Annotated in this window: 16 protein-coding genes; 2 read left to right on the top strand and 14 right to left on the bottom strand. The window is 41.9% G+C overall.

Annotated features, from left to right (window positions below; all coding sequences use genetic code 11):
- Window positions 1-6: 6 nt before the first annotated feature.
- From WC407_RS05410 to WC407_RS05365, 10 genes are all read right to left on the bottom strand, one after another.
- Window positions 7-501 carry a hypothetical protein gene (locus tag WC407_RS05410; protein ID WP_373021559.1) on the bottom strand — a complete coding sequence of 165 codons (495 nt, stop codon included), beginning with the start codon at window positions 499-501 and terminating at the stop codon, window positions 7-9.
- Window positions 485-937 (bottom strand): hypothetical protein, encoded by a 453-nt coding sequence (locus tag WC407_RS05405; RefSeq protein WP_373021558.1) that lies wholly within the window; start codon window positions 935-937, stop codon window positions 485-487. The genes WC407_RS05410 and WC407_RS05405 overlap by 17 nt, the downstream gene beginning before the upstream one ends.
- A complete protein-coding gene (locus WC407_RS05400; RefSeq protein ID WP_373021557.1) occupies window positions 934-2,034 on the bottom strand; it encodes a 4Fe-4S binding protein in 1,101 nt (366 codons plus the stop codon). The genes WC407_RS05405 and WC407_RS05400 overlap by 4 nt, the downstream gene beginning before the upstream one ends.
- A gap of 7 nt (window positions 2,035-2,041) precedes the next feature.
- On the bottom strand, window positions 2,042-2,653 hold the full coding sequence (locus WC407_RS05395) for a molecular chaperone (protein WP_373021556.1): 612 nt from the start codon (window positions 2,651-2,653) through the stop codon (window positions 2,042-2,044).
- Window positions 2,654-2,748: 95 nt separating this feature from the next.
- The gene (locus tag WC407_RS05390; RefSeq protein WP_373021597.1) at window positions 2,749-6,141 is read right to left on the bottom strand and encodes a molybdopterin-dependent oxidoreductase; all 3,393 of its coding nucleotides are present in this window, start codon (window positions 6,139-6,141) and stop codon (window positions 2,749-2,751) included.
- A 13-nt stretch (window positions 6,142-6,154) separates the two neighbouring features.
- A complete protein-coding gene (nrfD, locus tag WC407_RS05385) occupies window positions 6,155-7,054 on the bottom strand; it encodes an NrfD/PsrC family molybdoenzyme membrane anchor subunit (RefSeq protein ID WP_373021555.1) in 900 nt (299 codons plus the stop codon).
- Window positions 7,054-7,692, bottom strand: coding sequence for a 4Fe-4S dicluster domain-containing protein (locus tag WC407_RS05380; protein ID WP_373021554.1), 639 nt, complete (start codon window positions 7,690-7,692; stop codon window positions 7,054-7,056). Before WC407_RS05380 ends, nrfD begins: the two co-directional genes overlap by 1 nt.
- A gap of 233 nt (window positions 7,693-7,925) precedes the next feature.
- Window positions 7,926-9,218, bottom strand: coding sequence for a histidinol dehydrogenase (hisD, locus tag WC407_RS05375; protein ID WP_373021553.1), 1,293 nt, complete (start codon window positions 9,216-9,218; stop codon window positions 7,926-7,928).
- 13 nt (window positions 9,219-9,231) lie between these two features.
- The gene (locus tag WC407_RS05370; protein ID WP_373021552.1) at window positions 9,232-9,651 is read right to left on the bottom strand and encodes a thioredoxin family protein; all 420 of its coding nucleotides are present in this window, start codon (window positions 9,649-9,651) and stop codon (window positions 9,232-9,234) included.
- A complete protein-coding gene (locus tag WC407_RS05365) occupies window positions 9,648-10,157 on the bottom strand; it encodes a shikimate kinase (protein WP_373021551.1) in 510 nt (169 codons plus the stop codon). The genes WC407_RS05370 and WC407_RS05365 overlap by 4 nt, the downstream gene beginning before the upstream one ends.
- Before the next feature lie 66 nt (window positions 10,158-10,223).
- On the opposite strand from WC407_RS05365, the gene WC407_RS05360 reads away from it, so the two are divergent.
- Window positions 10,224-10,520 (top strand): cupin domain-containing protein, encoded by a 297-nt coding sequence (locus WC407_RS05360; RefSeq protein ID WP_373021550.1) that lies wholly within the window; start codon window positions 10,224-10,226, stop codon window positions 10,518-10,520.
- On the opposite strand, the gene WC407_RS05355 is transcribed toward WC407_RS05360, so the two are convergent.
- On the bottom strand, window positions 10,510-12,096 hold the full coding sequence (locus WC407_RS05355; protein ID WP_373021549.1) for a methyl-accepting chemotaxis protein: 1,587 nt from the start codon (window positions 12,094-12,096) through the stop codon (window positions 10,510-10,512). The two genes, WC407_RS05360 and WC407_RS05355, sit on opposite strands and share 11 nt — an antisense overlap.
- 29 nt (window positions 12,097-12,125) lie before the next feature.
- A complete protein-coding gene (locus WC407_RS05350) occupies window positions 12,126-13,499 on the bottom strand; it encodes a M23 family metallopeptidase (protein ID WP_373021548.1) in 1,374 nt (457 codons plus the stop codon).
- Between the two features lie 89 nt (window positions 13,500-13,588).
- On the opposite strand from WC407_RS05350, the gene fbaA reads away from it, so the two are divergent.
- The gene (fbaA, locus tag WC407_RS05345) at window positions 13,589-14,671 is read left to right on the top strand and encodes a class II fructose-bisphosphate aldolase (protein WP_373021547.1); all 1,083 of its coding nucleotides are present in this window, start codon (window positions 13,589-13,591) and stop codon (window positions 14,669-14,671) included.
- A gap of 41 nt (window positions 14,672-14,712) precedes the next feature.
- On the opposite strand, the gene WC407_RS05340 is transcribed toward fbaA, so the two are convergent.
- A complete protein-coding gene (locus WC407_RS05340) occupies window positions 14,713-15,555 on the bottom strand; it encodes a peptidyl-prolyl cis-trans isomerase (RefSeq protein WP_373021546.1) in 843 nt (280 codons plus the stop codon).
- A 92-nt stretch (window positions 15,556-15,647) separates the two neighbouring features.
- Window positions 15,648-17,564 (bottom strand): response regulator, encoded by a 1,917-nt coding sequence (locus tag WC407_RS05335; RefSeq protein ID WP_373021545.1) that lies wholly within the window; start codon window positions 17,562-17,564, stop codon window positions 15,648-15,650.
- Between the last annotated feature and the right edge of the window lie 7 nt (window positions 17,565-17,571).

Genomic DNA, 17,571 nt, shown 5'->3' with positions numbered 1-17,571 from the left:
CCCTTTTTACATCATCATAGGCTCGTCAGTAGGATCAATTTCTTCGAAATCTTCGATTATTTGATCTAATATTTTTTGAGTCTTTTTTATTTTAACGATATTCTCATCAAATATCTCTTTGGATGCCGGAAATGCTTCAGACAGCTCTTGGTAGATCAGAATACGCCCACCAAAATGACGTCCGATTTCATCAAAAGCACGACGTAAATAATCGCGTTTTACGGTATGGCGGAACAGTGCCTTAATCATCCTTTTTCGCTCTTTGATTGGGAGGGACTCATCAATAGCTTCTGCAATACGCTTGATATCCAAACGGGAAAGATAAGCACCGCAATGATACGGAGCTAGCAATTTATCGGAAAGTTCATCCACAAATCCTGGTATCGGCTCATCGCCTGAATCTTCTTCCTCTGTTGTTTCACATGTCCCAGTGTCACACTTAGTTCGGACAAACTCATCAAATTCGGCTCTTAAATCGCTAAAATCATCTTTTTTTATCATCATCTTCTCCTGTTATTAGTTCATAAAAATAGTGGCACATTGCTCTAAGGGCAATGTCATCTTGGAAATCATCTCGTTCTGCAAACTTTTCCAGAGCACGAGGCATTATTAAGTCACCGTACAATAGCCCCTCTTCAATGAAAATACAATCACATACACCTTGCTCCCGTACCGCATCAGAAGCACTATCGATTAAAGCAAAGGCACTCTCTTGATATTCGCTCGATATAAGTGCACCGTTCAGTTTAGAGCTGCGCATTTGCGAAATCGTAAATGCAATATCATCTGAGCGAATATTCATCGGTATTACCATAGCATTAATACTGTTTTCTTTAAACAATTTATTAACCGTAACCGAAAAACGGTTGCTGTGTGCTTCTTGAGCAATAAAACCGTACAGTTTCGTCTCCGCTGTAATTTGATTATTTTGATTCATGAATTTAATCCCCACAATTCCAAAGCTTCTTCCTCTTCCAAACGGCATCTACGACATATTTTATCGCCGCCAACCGAACTGAAAAGGGTATCACACTCATTGCACCGACGTAAAGAATAGGTTACCAAATTGTGAACGATAGGTTCAAACCACTCTTTTAAATTGTACGATGGGGAAAGGGTGATGGCATCACTCTCACATACATCATGGCACAGATGGCATTTGACACATAAAAATGGGTCGAAATCGATTTTAGAATTTCGCATATCGGAGGTAAGTGCTCCGGTAGGACAAATGCGATAGCACATTTCGCAAGCGGTGCATTTTGATTCATCAAAGAGTTTTTGAGAGGTAAAACCGATTTTTTCTCCTTCAACAACATGATAAAAAGAGGGTTTCTCCAGCCGCTTCAATGCCGTAAAGAAGAGTTTTCGACGATCCGTTATTTTCTTGGTTCGCAATGCCTGCGTATGAGTGCTATCGGTCGTATGAGAAATAAACTCATCGGTAGAAAGCTGCACTTCACGTTCAAAATTGGCTTTATAGGCCCCTATCTTTTTCAGATGAAAAGTTTTAAAAAAATCTCTCCGATTGTGTTCGACTTCCTCGCCCTCATCCTCTCTAAAATTCACCTCTGCCATCTCAACGTATGAAGGTGAATCAATCGCTTCAAGTGCATAATTAACATTCTCTACCCTAGGGACAAGATCGCTAAGAATCTTTTCGCCGATTTCGCATTGGGCACAATGACCTATATCCATCGTTAGCCCTTTTTTCATGCCGCACAGTGCTATTAACTGCTCACTCCCCAATGCAGCCAAACACGGGAGATTTTTTTGGCACGAAAGGAGATTGGATTCATCATTGATGAAAGCAAAGAAAAAATCGGTCGGATTAAAGTCATCCATTGCCAACGCTTCGGTAGGACATACGGCACTGCATCCACCGCACCCTACACATTGGACTTGATTAAGAGACGGGAGTCGCTCGCTGAGGATGATTGCCGCAGTAGGACAGATATCGACGCAAAGCGTACAGATTGAATTAATGCTCAATGCACGAACACATCGTGCAGGAGAAAAGTTCAAGAGTCCCATATACTTCTTATAACCCGCTGCTTAATAATTCGTGATCACTCAAAATAAACTCTAATGTCATCTCCGCAACATCATAGTAAAGAGGGGTACGCGATTCATATTTCATATTAATCAAATACATGGGAGCCCAACGTAGTAAATGGGTGTTTAAAAAATGGTGTTGAACTTTTTTAAACTCATTCACCGCTTCATCATCATGTTCAGACAATGCTTTTTTTTGTGCTTCACACAAATGGTGCATAAATTCCAATTCAATTCCGATGTGATCCGAAGAGACAACACGAGCGACCTCGTAATCGACAATAAAGTCATACGCACTGTATATATCGGTTACAGGGTTAGCCCCTCCGGTTTCGATCATTTGATCACTTCGGGTATAGAATGTCTCATACGGCACTAAGTGCAACAAGGAAAGATTCGTAAAATCAGGATTTAAATATTCTTCCAAAAGCTGTGTATTCGTAAGCTTTGTACGCTGTTCCCACGTATTCCAATGAGGTAAAAACTCCAATACCGCAGGATCACTTTTTAGGGTATCGAGTATCTCACTGTCCAACTCTTGGAGTAATATTCGAGAAAGAAGTGCATAAATATTGCTTCGTGCAATGATCTCATCCATAACGTTTAGGCCTTTTAATTAAGTATTAGATTGTAGCTAAAAGGGCTGAAAAGCCCTTTATGAAGTCCCTATAAGAGAAGGGAGAAGATAGATATTTAAGCTTTAATATTCACATCATACGACGCTGGATCCAGTTTAACCCATGGACGGAAGATGTGGCGAGGACGTCGAAGTTTAGAATTAGAATCCAAACCACGTGAAAGTTTATCTCTCCACGCTTGATATACTTTCATATTATTGTCGTAGTTTACAAAAATATCCCCGATTTTATCACCCGGTTGTGCCGGCTCCAAAAGTACTTTATGGTGCCAACAGTGCATACCCGATACCGGATCCGGATGCGGAGCCGCTACGGCATTTTGCCATGAACCGCTTAGTCCATCCCACCATACATTTTCAGAGTCACGGTTGTATTCAGCAAAGCGTTTTGCTTTAAATCCGTGAATTCCCTCAACGTATTTTAGTTTTGCCTGTTTTCCGTCCATTTGAATCTCAGCGACCGGCACACCGAAACTATTGATTCCCGTAGTGCCATCATAATCATCAATAATGGTTTGAGCGCCCTCTTTACCGACATTAGCAGGGGATTCTTTAAGGAACTCTTTGTTGCTCAAATCACGCGGTGCAACACCCGGTACTACTTTTCCATCGGTCACACCATTAGGAATGGTTACATGGTTGGTCAATTTCCAGCGTCCGCCGTGGTGTGAACACGCGAGGGTTCCCGGAAGGACCCCCTCGGTTGGAACTGCCATCGCAACAAAATGTCCGCTCTCTAACCCTGATACCGTATCGACGATTCTAACACGGATTGCATCCCCGCGTTTAAATCCAAGACGTTTTGCATCTCCGGTACTGATCCAAATCGGATCATGATTTTGACTGATTTCCATAAGGTGTTTGGAGTTCGCCGAACGGGTATGAATGTTATACGGTAAACGGAAAACCGTATTGAGCGCAAACGAGTTTGCCTCTTTCATATAAGAGTGGTTGACATGAGAAAGGATATGAACCATCTCTTCCTTTTCTTTATCATTACGTGGGTAGATCGGCATTGCATATTCCGGCCACTTCCAATCTTTGGCTACCCATTGAGTATAAACATCAAGTTTTCGCGTAGGAGTCGTAAATCCTTGTACTTTTTTACCATCGATTTGGATACCAATTTTTTTCGATTTACCTTTCTCATCATTGGCGCTGATAATCCCTGAACTGTCGACGCTCATACTTGCTGCATCGAATTTGTGTTCATAAGAAATGACTTTGCCATCTTCCATTTCTAGTTCACGCTCTTGTACGTTATAGATTTTATCTTCTTCGAGCCATACCCCATGATCGCGCATATAAGCGTAGACCGGAAACTCTTCTTTTGTGTAACGTTCATCATTCATAACCGTTTCGTGAAGTCTCGGCAAGTTATCACCAAATGCTGCATCGTACCATTCTGCAATGGTAACCGCTTTCCCAGGGTGACGTTTACTTTCCCACATTTTTTTGATGTTGAGACTTCCATCCGGATCGATGTAATCGGTACAGAGTTGGAACCAGAACTCATTCTCTTCCCATACTTCACCAAGCCCTGCTTTAACATGTGCTTCAAGCGTTGCACGGTTAGGATTTTTCGGTTTCCAGCCCGATTTTTCTAGTGCTACACGCAATACCGGCTGACGGAATGTTGTCCATCGTGCCGGAATGGTCGCTTCTGAGTGCTGATCATGGCGTTCACCTGCAAGTCCGACAGGAAGAACATAGTCCATATACCAGTTTGTCTCTGACCATACAGGAGAGAGGTTAAAGGTAAGCTCCATTTTAGACTCATCTTTAAGCACTTCAATCCATCGGAAACCGTCTGGATTAATCCACACCGGATTGTACATACGAGGAGCATAGACTGCCAATTTACTTGGCACTTGTAATCCGCGATCATTCCATTTTTTCTGCCACTCGGTATCACTCAGGAGGTGAGGTAGCAAAAATGACATTTCATAGGTAGAAATAGGCCATTCAGGAGGCCATGTTAGCTCATTCCATGCTTTAACCGCTGGTACATCTGCGCCCGACTTACCTTGACCGATAGTAGAGCTTCCCCCTTTTCCGCCAACTGAGATATCGTGTGAATGATAAAAACCAGTTCCTCCGACATTTCCGATTGCACCGCGCAAACCGGTTACAAAGAATACCGATTTACCGGCCATCCAACCACCACGGTTACCTGCGGCTGTTGCACGCCAAACGTACGTTGAAATTGCATCTTCTGCCCAAATGAACATCTCATAGAGTTTTTCAAGTTTATAGGCAGGAATGTGAGTCTCTTTTTCAGCAAATTCAAGGGTATACGGAGAATACATCTCTTTTAATAGCTCTAGATAACTCTCAAAATTACGTCCTTCCGGAACTTTTGCTATAAATCCTTTCTGAACCATAAAATTGAGATAATCGCTGTCGTTCATCAAAGTATCCCAGTTAAACCAACGTTTAACAAATGCTTTATTGACTAAATTGTCATTTAAAATACGACTTGCTAAATAGAGGTAAATAACCGATTCGGTTCCAGGCCACGGAGCCAGCCATAGATCAGCGATACCCGCAGAGTTTGAAAGACGCGGGTCCATAACGACCATTTTTGCACCCTTCTTACGAGCATCTGCAATGTACGCCGCCGCTTGTGCGAAATAGTGTCCTGCATCAGCCGCATGTGATGAGTTTAGGAAAATGAGTTTTGCATTTCCCCAGTCCGGACTGGTACGATCATCATTTACAAAATGAATCGTAGGGGTACGCCCATTTGCCGAACATATATTGGTATGAGAATTGTACGAATCCAATCCCAAACTTTCCCAAATTTTAGGGACAAATCCATTTTCATTCGGACGACCGACATGATACATAACCGACTTACGGGAAAGTTCATCCCCTTTTCGAATCGTATCACCCATCTTTTTACCAATGGTGGTCATTGCCTCATCCCATGTTGTACGGATCCATTTACCCTCACCACGTTTTGACCCAGGTGCACGTTTCAATGGAAATGGAATACGGTCTGGATCGTACATTTGCGATTGTACCGCATACCCTTTGGCACAGTTACGACCACGTGAACCCGGATGCAATGGGTTACCCATATACTTGCGAACCGTTAAGGTTTTTTTATCAACCCATGCCGTCAAGCCACACGATGCTTCACAGTTTGAACACGCTGTTGGAATAACCATATAATCATGAACCAAGATACCATCCGGATTCTCTTCGCTTCGTACACCGTGACGACCGATACCACCTCGTTTCCAATCCGTACCATCAAGCTCTTGGAAATTATCCCATTGATCGAGCGGAGGATAGAATGAGAGCGTATCAGGGGTATTCGTAAATTTGCTCTTTTCAACTGATTCTGCCACAGCATCACTCGTAAAGACGCCTTTAGCAATTGCAGCGCCGGCTACGGTAAATGCGGCGCCTTTTAAAAATGTTCTTCTGCTTTCTAAATACATCATATTCACCCTCTTAGCTCATGTTTAACAATTGTGGAATAACCAACCAAACGTGTTTGGCTACCCATAAACCGATCAATGCACTGACCGCTGCAATTTTCAATAGATAATACGATTTATTTTTAAGGCTCATCCATATCAATGCCATCGGAGCCAAAAATGCCATCACCTGACCGATCCAGAACATTACGGTGTATTCACCGCCTTTGATAAATTCTAAAGTAGCCCCAACCTCTTCAGCTTTCATTCCGCCGAAAATGAGCTCGGACATATAGAGAATAAATGCCGCAAAAGCGCTCAATCCCAAAATAATTCCAAGGTCTTTTTTAACCGCGTCGGAGAATTTGTTTCCACCGAGCAAAATCATAGCAGCTGATCCGGCCAACAATGCAGCCAAAATCATTTGTGCCGACTCAGTCGGCATTTGCCATAGCTCACGAGCAGTTGACTCCGCCATAAGCCCTGCAGTATATAAGGTTACCGGGATGGCCAACAATACGGTCCATCCTAATAATTTATCATATAACGCTTCGTCTTTTTTCATATAAATCGCATACGCCATACCGAAAAGCAAGCCGACGAAACCGGTTGCCATCCATGCACCGATCGTAATCGCCGATGTCAGATGAGGGTAAAAGAAAATATGCCAGAAGCGGAACATCTGATGTAAATCAATAACTGTGAAAAACAAGAAAAGGTGGATAAATACGATAGAAACCGCTACCACAGGAAGGCGGATAAAACCGGTTTGTTCAGGGTATTTTTTCAAAAGAAAAAAGGCCAAGAAAATAATCCCCGTCCCCACACTTTTCGCCCACATATTCATGGTAATAATCCAACCCCATACGATTCCCGGAAGGGCAACATCGAGGACTACTACTGCATTCGTTGCCGCAATTGTTTCGTGCATCATTAGTGGTGCCCTCCTACTGGGAGATGTGTTAACTTGTTAAAGAGATTATGACCCTCACCTCTAAATGAAGCCAACGGATTAAGTTGAACATTGCCTCCACCAACGTAGAAATGATGCGGATCCGTCCCTTTTTCAGGCTTACGGACTTGAACATCCCCTTGACGCTGTTGGATGTATTTGCTGATGTTAGAAGTTGGATCATCCAAATCACCAAAAATATTCGCTTCTACCGGACACGCTACAACACACGATGGCATCATAGAACTCGCAACACGATGGGCACAATAGGTACATTTATCCGCCGTTTGTGTTTGCGGATCGATGTAAATAGCACCGTACGGACAAGCCATAATACATCCTGCGCATCCGATACAACGCTCTTTATCGATATTTACAATACCGTTTTCAAGATAGTGCAATGCACTGACCGGACAGATGCGTTCACACGGTGCATTAGCACAGTGGTTACAACGAAGCGGAGTAAACGTCCGTTTTGTTTCAGGGAATGACCCTACATCAACATATTTTACGCGAAGACGCCATGTACTAAGCGGAACCTCATTTTCCACTTTACACGCAATCTCACAGCCCTTACATCCCATGCAGAGATGAAGGTCTACCAAGAAACCCAATTGCATATATTCTCCTTGATTCCTGATTCACGATAGGCTTCCCTTATCATAACTGATACGAATAACCTTTATTTGATGCCGTGATCACAGGCATTTAACGGCATTTCTGCTGGATCGATAGTAACTAAAATTGGGTTAACGAATACTAAATGATTGAGCTTTTTTGCTATAACTTTTTGATATGTAACGATTTGAAAACATTCCCCGAAGGGAAAATGGGGCTAAAGAAGAAAAAAATACTAGATATCTAAACGGCATCTCACGGATGCTTCATGTGCGCCAAGTCCTTCGGTATGTGCAATCAGAGCGCACGCTTCACCGATTTCATTGATCGCTTGACGCGAAAAAGAGATAATAGAGGATTTTTTCATAAAATTTTCTACTCCGAGTGGGGAATAAAACTTTGCAGTTCCGCCGGTAGGAAGTGTATGATTGGGGCCTGCTACATAATCTCCGATCGCTTCAGGTGTATAGTGACCCAAGAAAATAGCTCCGGCATGTTTAATGGAAGGGAGCAGTGCAAATGGGTTATCCGTTGCTACTTCCAAGTGTTCCGGTGCTATCTCATTCATGAGCTTTACTGCTTCTTCCATCGATTTTGTGACAATGATCGCAGCACGTTCATTAATGGATTTTCGGGCAATCTCTTCACGAGGAAGTTTTTTCAGCCAGTTTTCGATCTCAATGGCACATGCATCCGCAAATTTTTGAGACGGTGTAATCAAAATCGAACTTGCCATCTCGTCATGCTCTGCTTGGGAGAGCAAATCAATCGCGATATGTACCGGATTAGCCGAATCATCTGCCAATACACCGATTTCGCTCGGTCCTGCGATCATATCGATATTCACTTCTCCGAATACCATTTTTTTAGCCGTAGCTACGAAAATATTTCCCGGTCCCGTGATAACATCTACCTTAGGAATCGTTGCCGTCCCGTATGCCATCGCTGCAATTGCACTTGCACCGCCGACTTTAAATACTTCCGTAACTCCACATAAATGACATGCAGCCAAAAGAAGCTCATTCGGTTCATTATCAGGAGTAGGAGTGGTGACTACGATATGCTCTACCCCTGCAACTTGTGCTGGGATAACATTCATCAGCAACGAACTTGGATACGCCGCTTTTCCACCAGGGATATAAAGCCCGGCACGATCTACCGGAGTCACTTTCTGTCCCATGATGGTTCCATTAGCTTCCGTATCAAACCAACTTTTCGGCAACTGTTTTTCGTGATATGAACGGATACGATCGTATGCCAAATGGAGTGCTGCTCTAAGTGTCGGATTTAAGGCTTCATACGCATGTTTCATATCTGCCGTATCAATTCGTAAATCGGCACCGCATGAGGGGGTCCATCGGTCAAATTTGGTTATATGACGAAGCAATGCCGCATCATCCTCAGTTCGAATATCATCCATAAGCCCCTTTACGATCAAGGAAACATGTTCCATATCCATTTTCCCCCGCCCTAAAAGTTCTGCAAAAACCTCAGAGAAATGGGTATCAGTACTGTGAATGAGTGTCATAATTTTCCTTCAATTATTTTTTGGAAGTATTTTTTGCATACTCTTTTTTGACTATATCAAGCGCTTTTAAAAATGTTTCGGCATCCACTGCCCCCATCACCGGCTCAAACATTGGTTCTCCATCACTTTTCAAAAACCATGTTCCCGGAGTCCCTCCGACAAATAATTGCTGCGGATAAAGAGGATTTTCATCAACATATACAATAGTACTGACAAAATCAGCATTCAATTTTTGAATCACTTTGGGATCTTTTAACGTCGTATTTTCAAACTGGATACAAAAATGACAATTGTGATTTGAAATAATAAACATCATAGGTTTAGTAGAGCTTTTAGACTGCTTGAGTGCACTTGCATACTCTTTTTCCCATTTTATAACAGCTGCATTAAGAGAAAATGCAATAATAAGTAAAGATAAAAGAATTTTTTTCATTTTTTAACCTTTTTTAAAATTTCCCGTGCAATAGTAACCAACTCTTTATCGCTAACATCAATTACGATATCGGCTACTTTAAGATACAAAGGGAGCCTCTCTTCATAAAGTGCACGTGCCCGTTCAATATCTTGAAACAAGGGACGCTTCCGCAATTTTTTCCCTGAGTCAGGATGTTCTAAAATTCGATTGTAAATGACCTCAAAAGGGGCATTAAGCAAAACTACCGTTCCGATTTTTTTCAAATTTGGAACTTTAAAAAAACCGCCTCCGGTAGAGATAAGGGTCCCCTCTACCTTCTTTTGAAGCCAACGTGCTACTTTACGCTCCAACTCTCGAAAGTATTCCTCACTCTCTTCGGCAAAAATATTTTTAATCTTCCGATTTTCCATACTCTCGATAATATCATCCGTATCCAGAGAAACCAACCGGGATCTTTTAACCATTTCACGGGCAACAGAGCCTTTGCCTACACCCATAAATCCAATAAGTACAATATTTTTCATGAACACTACACTTTTACAATCATATAATGGTGCAATCATATCACGCATAAACTTAGGAGTGTCCCCATGAATATTTATGAGATAGAAGAACCCGAAAGAGGAAAAGAAACCTTTTTGCTCCTTCACCAAACCCCAACCCTGAAAATCGAAGCTATTCGTTCTCGGCTCAGCGTTGCAGGAGTAATATATGATCAAAATGAGGATGAATGGGTAGTTTTGGTCCGAGGAAGCGCTACTATGGAGATCCAAGGAGTTAAGCATGCCCTAAAAGAAGGAGATTCTGTTTTCCTAGCACGCCATACTCGCCACCAAGTCCTATCAACCAGTGACGATGCAGTATGGATCGGTGTATTTAGCTTTTAAACTCATTAATTCTGGATTGCAAAGAGTGTGCTACCTCAAGCAGCTGTGCGGAGTCATTTTGTATTTGCTCAACACTTTTTTTATTCGATTCAGAAACTTGGTTAATTTGAGAAATTTTTTCTATAATCCATTCAATATGCCCGACTACTTCGACCGAATCATTATACGATCGCTGCGCCACGGAGACAGAACGCTCCATCTCTGCGGAGGTTGCGGATATTTTCTCTTCCACCTCATTAGAAATTTGGGTCAATTCATTCATGTTTTTTGCATTATCACCCATTTTATCACTTACGTCATTGATCGATTGAACGATCGTACCAACATTTATTTCAATTTCCGTCAAACTTTTCTGAGTTCGCTCAGCTAATTTACGAACTTCATCAGCAACAACTGCAAATCCGCGACCGTGTTCCCCTGCACGTGCAGCTTCGATAGCAGCATTAAGAGCAAGAAGGTTTGTTTGGTCGGCAATATCCTTGATCACACCTAAAACATTTTTGACCTGATCGGCATCATTTCGCAATGCGATGAGTTGGGATGCCATATCATGCTCTGTTTCAATGTATCCATCCACTTCTCCCACCAAGCGTGAAAGGGCATCTTTGGCCGTTAGTAACTCTTTGTTTGCATTTGCAACATTTTTCTGAGTTTGTTCAGAAATGGAAATGGCTCCCGATAAAATTTCTTTTATGGAATGGCTTTTTTCCGTTGTCGCTTCTACGATGAGCCGCTCTTGTTCTACCCCTTTTGAAATATTACGGGTTGCTTCCGTAATAGTGGTTGCAATCGTGTTATTTTGCGTACCAAGCTCTTTAACTTGATTGACCGTTTCTTGTACCATCGAAACAAAATTATTAACGGCCACAGCAGCTTGTGAAAATTCATCTTTTTTTACCACTTCAAGACGTTTGGTTAAATCTTTATCGCCGCTTACTAAAGCACCAATACGGGTTCGTAATCCATCTAACGGACCTAATACCTCTTTGCCAAAGAAAATATTTAATACGGATACAAATATTATGACAACAACACTTAACGCGATGAGTAAAACAGTCTGTGTTTTTCCAATTGCCGCATCATTTTTTTCGAGTGAAATTGTTAAATCCATAACTCCTATTGCTTGTCCAACGTGAACATTGGTATGACACGCAGTACATCGTTCTTCAGCCACAAGAGGTTGCAACAGCCGTATCGTATGAGTTCCATCGGTATGTTCCAGTACTTTTGCCTCTTTGGTTTTAAAGACCTCTTGAACCATCGGCTCATCGCTAAATTTTTCATCTAAGCCGAATAAATCAATCACTTGTTGTGATTTTTGAATCTTTAATTTTTCAATGCCTTCAATTTCCTGGGCATGTCCTATCGCTTCAGCAACCACTTTGGGATCACCTGCCAACATACTCCCGGATAAGGTCTGAAAAATCGATTGGCTCAACATGGTCAATGAACGTTTTGCCGTATCATTTGAAAAATTGTGAAAGGTGGAAGTAAGATACCAATAAATAGCGCCAAGGCCCATAAAACTAAAGAGTAACGTAGAAAAAATAATCTTAGATCTGACAGTGTCAAACATGAACGACCTTTTAGTAAAAATCAATAGAATTATTGTACCGTATATTGATCCCCTTTGTGAGGCAAAGTCACAATTTGTGTCGCAGTTTGTATTTTAACGGGTAGATTCATCGGTCGTCGCATTGTCACGGGATCCACCTTACTAACACTGAAGTGGAGATGTGGACCACTGCTATAACCGGTATTGCCTGAGTAAGCGATCAGCTGTCCTTTACTAATCTTCTCTCCAATTCTTACAACTGCCCCCCCCTGTCTTAGATGGTAATAGTTTCCCATCGTCCCATCGCTGTGTTCAAGTATGACGTAATTAGCAAATTTTCGGTATTCAGGACTGCTTCCCCCTTGATTGCTTGATCCCTCAGCGCCCACGACCGTTCCCTCTCTTGCGGCATAAATAGGAGTTCCAACAGGAACCGGAAAATCAATCGCGTATGCAGACAACCCTTTGTGTGACGTTTCGCCGTGATACCCTTGTGAGACGCATACATTTGATCCCCGGGCAAAAGGAAGTGCATACAAGTAATCATCATTATGTCTCGCAAACGCTGAACCACGTACCCAGCCATACGAAGAACGATAATCACTCATTCCTCTAGGATCAATTCGGGTAAGTTCCAAAATTTTCTTTTTGCTTCGTCCTGCTATTTCTACGTATAAAGGAAGTTTCGTTTCGGACTTCAGATTGGTAAGAGATTCAAAATCGACACTCAGTGTTACCGTATAGGGATTAAGATTCTCTGCTTCAAATTCAACTCCACCGCTTGCACTGGTATCAGCACTCAGTATCACACTATTACGTGAACCGATTTGTGCCATTCTTTTCACCCCCGTCACTTCAGAACGTTTTAGAATACGCAAATGCTCTTCATAAGCTTGTTCCTGCTCTATCGCAAGCTGAATACTTTTATTTTCTAACTCCTGTTCATCACATAATGCTTCTACACTTTTGAGTGAATGATGAGGATAGTTTTTTTGGTAAAAGGCAATTACTTCGGCACGAATTCTAGGATAATGGAGCGGATCCAGGGGAACGGAAACAAGATCTTCAAAACTTTTTTTATCCGAATCATGGATAGCAAGGCTAAGGGATTGACGGTAAAGTGCTTCAATCGCCTCTTTTTTTTGAGCAAGAGCTCTTAAATCTTTTAAATAAAGGTTTAACCTCTCTGTATCAACATTACCGCTGTTAGCTAGCTCGCCACCTTGGATCAACGTCGTTTCTATTCCACTCAAAAAACTTCCTAGAAGAACCTGATTGGGTTTCATAATCGGTTTGTGGCTCAATATTTCGATCGAATTGGCACTTTTCTGCAAAGGGTCCGAGAGCGTCTCATACGGAAGCTTCAAAGAAGCGCCCAAAAGAAGTGTTATCGGAAATAATGCCATGATCACTAGTCGTCTCAACAGGTGCACTCCCACATTAAATCTTTTTTAATTCTATCATTATTGCTCTAAAGGTATAATATCGTCTATTTTAACTGTGGGGTAAAGTTATGTCCAAACACATTCTAGAAGTGATGAAACCCGGTGTATTATTCGGTGATGATGTCCAAAAACTTTTTGAGATCGCCAAAAATGAGGGATACGCGCTTCCCGCGGTCAATGTTGTCGGAACCGACTCTATCAACGGTGTTCTCGAAGCGGCAAAATTGGTCAATTCTCCGGTTGTTATCCAATTTTCAAACGGTGGTGCAAGCTATTATGCCGGTAAAGGTTTGAGCAACGAAAATGAAAAAGCGGCTATTGCCGGTGCGATCAGCGGAGCAATACATGTCCACATGATGGCGGAAGCCTATGGGCTTCCGGTAATACTCCATACCGACCATGCCGCACGTTCTCTTCTTCCATGGATCGATGCTCTCCTAGACGCAGGAGAAGCCTATTTCAAAGTGCACGGCAAACCACTGTTTAGTTCTCATATGCTTGACCTTTCCGAAGAGAGTCTCGAAGAAAATGTGGCAACCTGTGTTCGCTATCTAGAGCGTATGTCTAAAATCGGAATGACACTGGAAATCGAACTGGGGGTTACCGGTGGCGAAGAAGACGGTGTAGATAATACCAATATCGACAATTCTCTCCTCTACACCCAGCCAGAAGACGTTGCTTACGCCTACGAAAAGCTGATGGCGGTAAGCAAAAACTTTACCATTGCGGCCTCGTTTGGAAATGTTCACGGCGTTTATAAACCCGGCAATGTTGTTCTAACTCCTATCATTTTGGACAACTCTCAAAAATACATCCAACAAAAGTTTAACACCGCATCGGACAAACCGGTTAATTTTGTCTTCCACGGTGGCTCAGGGTCCACTCTCGAAGAGATCCGCGAAGCAATCAGCTATGGCGTTATTAAGATGAATATCGATACCGATACCCAATGGGCAACCTGGGAAGGGGTAAAAGATTATTACGAGAAGCATAAAGATTATCTCCAAGGACAAATCGGGAATCCTGAAGGTGAAGATAAACCGAATAAAAAATACTACGATCCGCGTAAATGGCTTCGTGATGGACAAAAAACATTGGTGAATCGAGTAAAAGCGGCGTTTAATGATTTGAATGCAATTGATAGAAACTAAGGAGTAGTCATATTCCCGCGAATGTGGGAATATGCTGTAGTTTATTTTGAGTAATTAATTTTTGCTTTTGAACGTAAATCGTTCATTTTCTTTTCCATATATACTTTGAATTTATCCATCTTCAAACGTTGTTCAATAAAATTCTTCACTTCGTCAAATCCGAGTTTTTTTGCCGCTTTTTTATCTTCTACGTAAATAACATGATAACCAAATTGGCTTTGTACCGGAGAAGCTGAGATACTTCCCTCTTTCATGGCAAAGGCTGCATCATTAAAGGATGGAACCATTTGTCCCCGTGGAAAGTATCCAAGGTCGCCCCCTTTTGCTGCACTCGGTCCCGTAGATTTTGATTTGGCTTGTGCGATAAACTCTGTTCTTAATTTATCTCCGCTGAGCCCTTTCATACTTTTAATAATCGCATCGGCATCAGCCTCTGTTTTTACCAATATATGACGTGCGTGGATTTTTTCTTTATCGATAAATTCATCCGGATTAGCATCATAATATGCTCTAACCTCTTTTGGATCTACCTTAATTGCTTCGAATTGATTTTGTTCCCATAGTTTAGCTGCAAGCTGTACTTTCATACGATCCATAAGGACTTGAAGTTCTTGTTTATAATCTTTTGAATCCAATACACCGGTACGTTGCGCATCATCATATACCAATTCTTGAGCGATCATCCCCTCAATAATTCGTTGACGCAACTCATTTTGTTTATCAGCAGGGAGAGAATCGAAACGTCCTTGTGTCCCCTCCATCAATACTTTATTTACCTCGTCTGAAGTAATCTCATCGCCGTTCACTGTTGCTAAAACAGCCGCTGACGCCATTGGAGCACTTAATAATAAACCTAAAACCCAAGCGGCATAATATCGCTTCATTGTTATCCTTGTTTAGTTCCCCGGATTGCAGGGGATTTTGAATTCGGCATTATAATACATTTGCGAGTATAGTATGCAATAAATAACCAATATTAAACAGGATTATTCTGACGCTTTTGCTGAGCAATTTTAAGATAGCGGTCAATTGTCTGTAAAAGGAAATTTTTATCGATCGGCTTAGCCAAATGGGCATCCAATCCTGCCGCCACAATTCGTTCGCGATCCCCAATCAATGCATGTGCCGTCAGAGCGATTACCGGGACGAATCCTCTGCCGTCACGTTTATCAATCTCTTTAATAAGACGATTCGCCATCAGACCGTCCATTATCGGCATATCAATATCCATAAGTACCAAATCAAATGGCTCTTTGAGATAGGCATCAACTGCTTTTTGACCGTTATCAACCGCAATAACACGGAAATGTTGTTGAAGCAAAATCGTTTCAAGAAGCTTAAGATTAATCAAATTGTCCTCAGCCACCAAAATTTTAATGTTTTCCTGCAACGGAATACTCTGCACTTCCGGACTTCGGGAAATATACTCTTTAGGCATCGTATTCCAAATAACGGCCAGTGTTTTGTGCAGAGAGCTTGGAAGAATCGGCACAGTCACGATTGATGCCACCAAATCGATAACTGCATCCGCTTTTTCTCCGTAATCCAGCTTCATAATTGGGACTATTTGAAGGTTCGGGTAAGTCGATTTCAGAGCCTGAATTTGAGATGCAGCAATATGCGGAGTGTCTAAAAATAGGACATCACATTCATGCAACTGGGTATTTAACAGATTATGGATAGCACTTGTTTGAACATTAAACATCTCAAGATATTTCTGGAGCAATGCCCCCTGCGAGGAGAGAATGTGATCTTGAGTATAGACACAAGCACGGGTTCCCTCTACAAACTCGAATATTCCGCTTTCATTAACCTGATGCGTAACCCGAAACGAGAAGCGTGACCCTTTGCCACTTTCAGATGCGAGCATAAGATGTGAATGCATCATATCAATATATTTATGACTAAGGCTAAGTCCGATTCCTAATCCGTCTTTCCCTTTGCGTTGATTTTCCCATGCCGCACCAAAGGGACGAAGAAGGGTTTTTACCCGTTCATTTTCAATCCCGATACCGGTATCACTTACCGCATATTCCACTTCAATAAAAGTGCCTTCCTCTTTTACAATTACAATTTCGACAAGAACCCGTCCCTCTTCTTCGGTAAATTTAATCCCGTTTTGAATGAGGTTACGCATAATGGCCGTAATTTTGTCTTGATCCCCAATCATTGTTTTAGGAAGATGCGGATCAATCAAAAACATCAATTGGATCTCTTTGCTTACCGCCAAATCATTAAATTGCATTGAAAAATTTTCAAATACTTCCAACGGATTAAACAAGGCCAAATTGGTATGGATACTACCACTTTCCACTTGTGTCAATTCAAGCAAATTTTCGATGTTACGCATCATGGATAACGCGCTGCGGCTTGTCATCTCAACATACTCCTGCTGCCATGAGCTTAAAGGACTGCTTTTTAACAGATCAGTAAATCCGATAATTGCATTCATTGGAGTACGAAATTCATGCGACATGTTGGTCAAAAATTTCTTTTTAAATTGCTCGAAATAACGCTCGGCAGCCCGTGCACGTTCAATGATCGAGTTATCCCGAAAAACCAAAGCAATAATGGGAGCATCTTCCAATATAATAACTTCCGATTTTACTGCTACGGTATATTCATACCCTATCGCATTTATTTTACCTCTATAAGAACCCGGCTGAGAAAGTAAAAAAGAGAGCTCCACCCCTTGCGGACTGAACCACTCGCCTACCGGCTCGATATCCAACAGCGCATCAACCCTAAATAGCTCTAAAAGCAGTTCGTTACATCCCACTAAACTTCCCGACATTTGGACATATATCATCGGGTCACTGTGTAAATGAGCGCACGACGTGAGCATTCCGATTAATCCGGCATATTGGTTTTCAAAGCTTTCCAAATAGAGCATAGCTGTT

The sequence above is a fragment of the Sulfuricurvum sp. genome (assembly GCF_041651515.1).
GTDB lineage: Bacteria > Campylobacterota > Campylobacteria > Campylobacterales > Sulfurimonadaceae > Sulfuricurvum.
Note: the sequence above shows the minus strand (reverse complement) of the source record. Positions and strands in the feature narration are given on the sequence as shown.

Bases quoted from the DNA above. Each gene is read 5' to 3' on its own strand.
- WC407_RS05360 (WP_373021550.1), top strand. From the start codon at position 10,224: ATGAATATTTATGAGATAGAAGAACCCGAAAGAGGAAAAGAAACCTTT.
- WC407_RS05405 (WP_373021558.1), bottom strand. From the start codon at position 937: ATGAATCAAAATAATCAAATTACAGCGGAGACGAAACTGTACGGTTTT.
- WC407_RS05380 (WP_373021554.1), bottom strand. From the start codon at position 7,692: ATGCAATTGGGTTTCTTGGTAGACCTTCATCTCTGCATGGGATGTAAG.
- fbaA (WP_373021547.1), top strand. From the start codon at position 13,589: ATGTCCAAACACATTCTAGAAGTGATGAAACCCGGTGTATTATTCGGT.
- WC407_RS05395 (WP_373021556.1), bottom strand. From the start codon at position 2,653: ATGGATGAGATCATTGCACGAAGCAATATTTATGCACTTCTTTCTCGA.
- hisD (WP_373021553.1), bottom strand. From the start codon at position 9,218: ATGACACTCATTCACAGTACTGATACCCATTTCTCTGAGGTTTTTGCA.
- WC407_RS05355 (WP_373021549.1), bottom strand. From the start codon at position 12,096: ATGTTTGACACTGTCAGATCTAAGATTATTTTTTCTACGTTACTCTTT.
- WC407_RS05365 (WP_373021551.1), bottom strand. From the start codon at position 10,157: ATGAAAAATATTGTACTTATTGGATTTATGGGTGTAGGCAAAGGCTCT.
- WC407_RS05400 (WP_373021557.1), bottom strand. From the start codon at position 2,034: ATGGGACTCTTGAACTTTTCTCCTGCACGATGTGTTCGTGCATTGAGC.
- WC407_RS05410 (WP_373021559.1), bottom strand. From the start codon at position 501: ATGATAAAAAAAGATGATTTTAGCGATTTAAGAGCCGAATTTGATGAG.
- WC407_RS05335 (WP_373021545.1), bottom strand. From the start codon at position 17,564: ATGCTCTATTTGGAAAGCTTTGAAAACCAATATGCCGGATTAATCGGA.
- nrfD (WP_373021555.1), bottom strand. From the start codon at position 7,054: ATGATGCACGAAACAATTGCGGCAACGAATGCAGTAGTAGTCCTCGAT.
- WC407_RS05390 (WP_373021597.1), bottom strand. From the start codon at position 6,141: ATGTATTTAGAAAGCAGAAGAACATTTTTAAAAGGCGCCGCATTTACC.
- WC407_RS05370 (WP_373021552.1), bottom strand. From the start codon at position 9,651: ATGAAAAAAATTCTTTTATCTTTACTTATTATTGCATTTTCTCTTAAT.
- WC407_RS05340 (WP_373021546.1), bottom strand. From the start codon at position 15,555: ATGAAGCGATATTATGCCGCTTGGGTTTTAGGTTTATTATTAAGTGCT.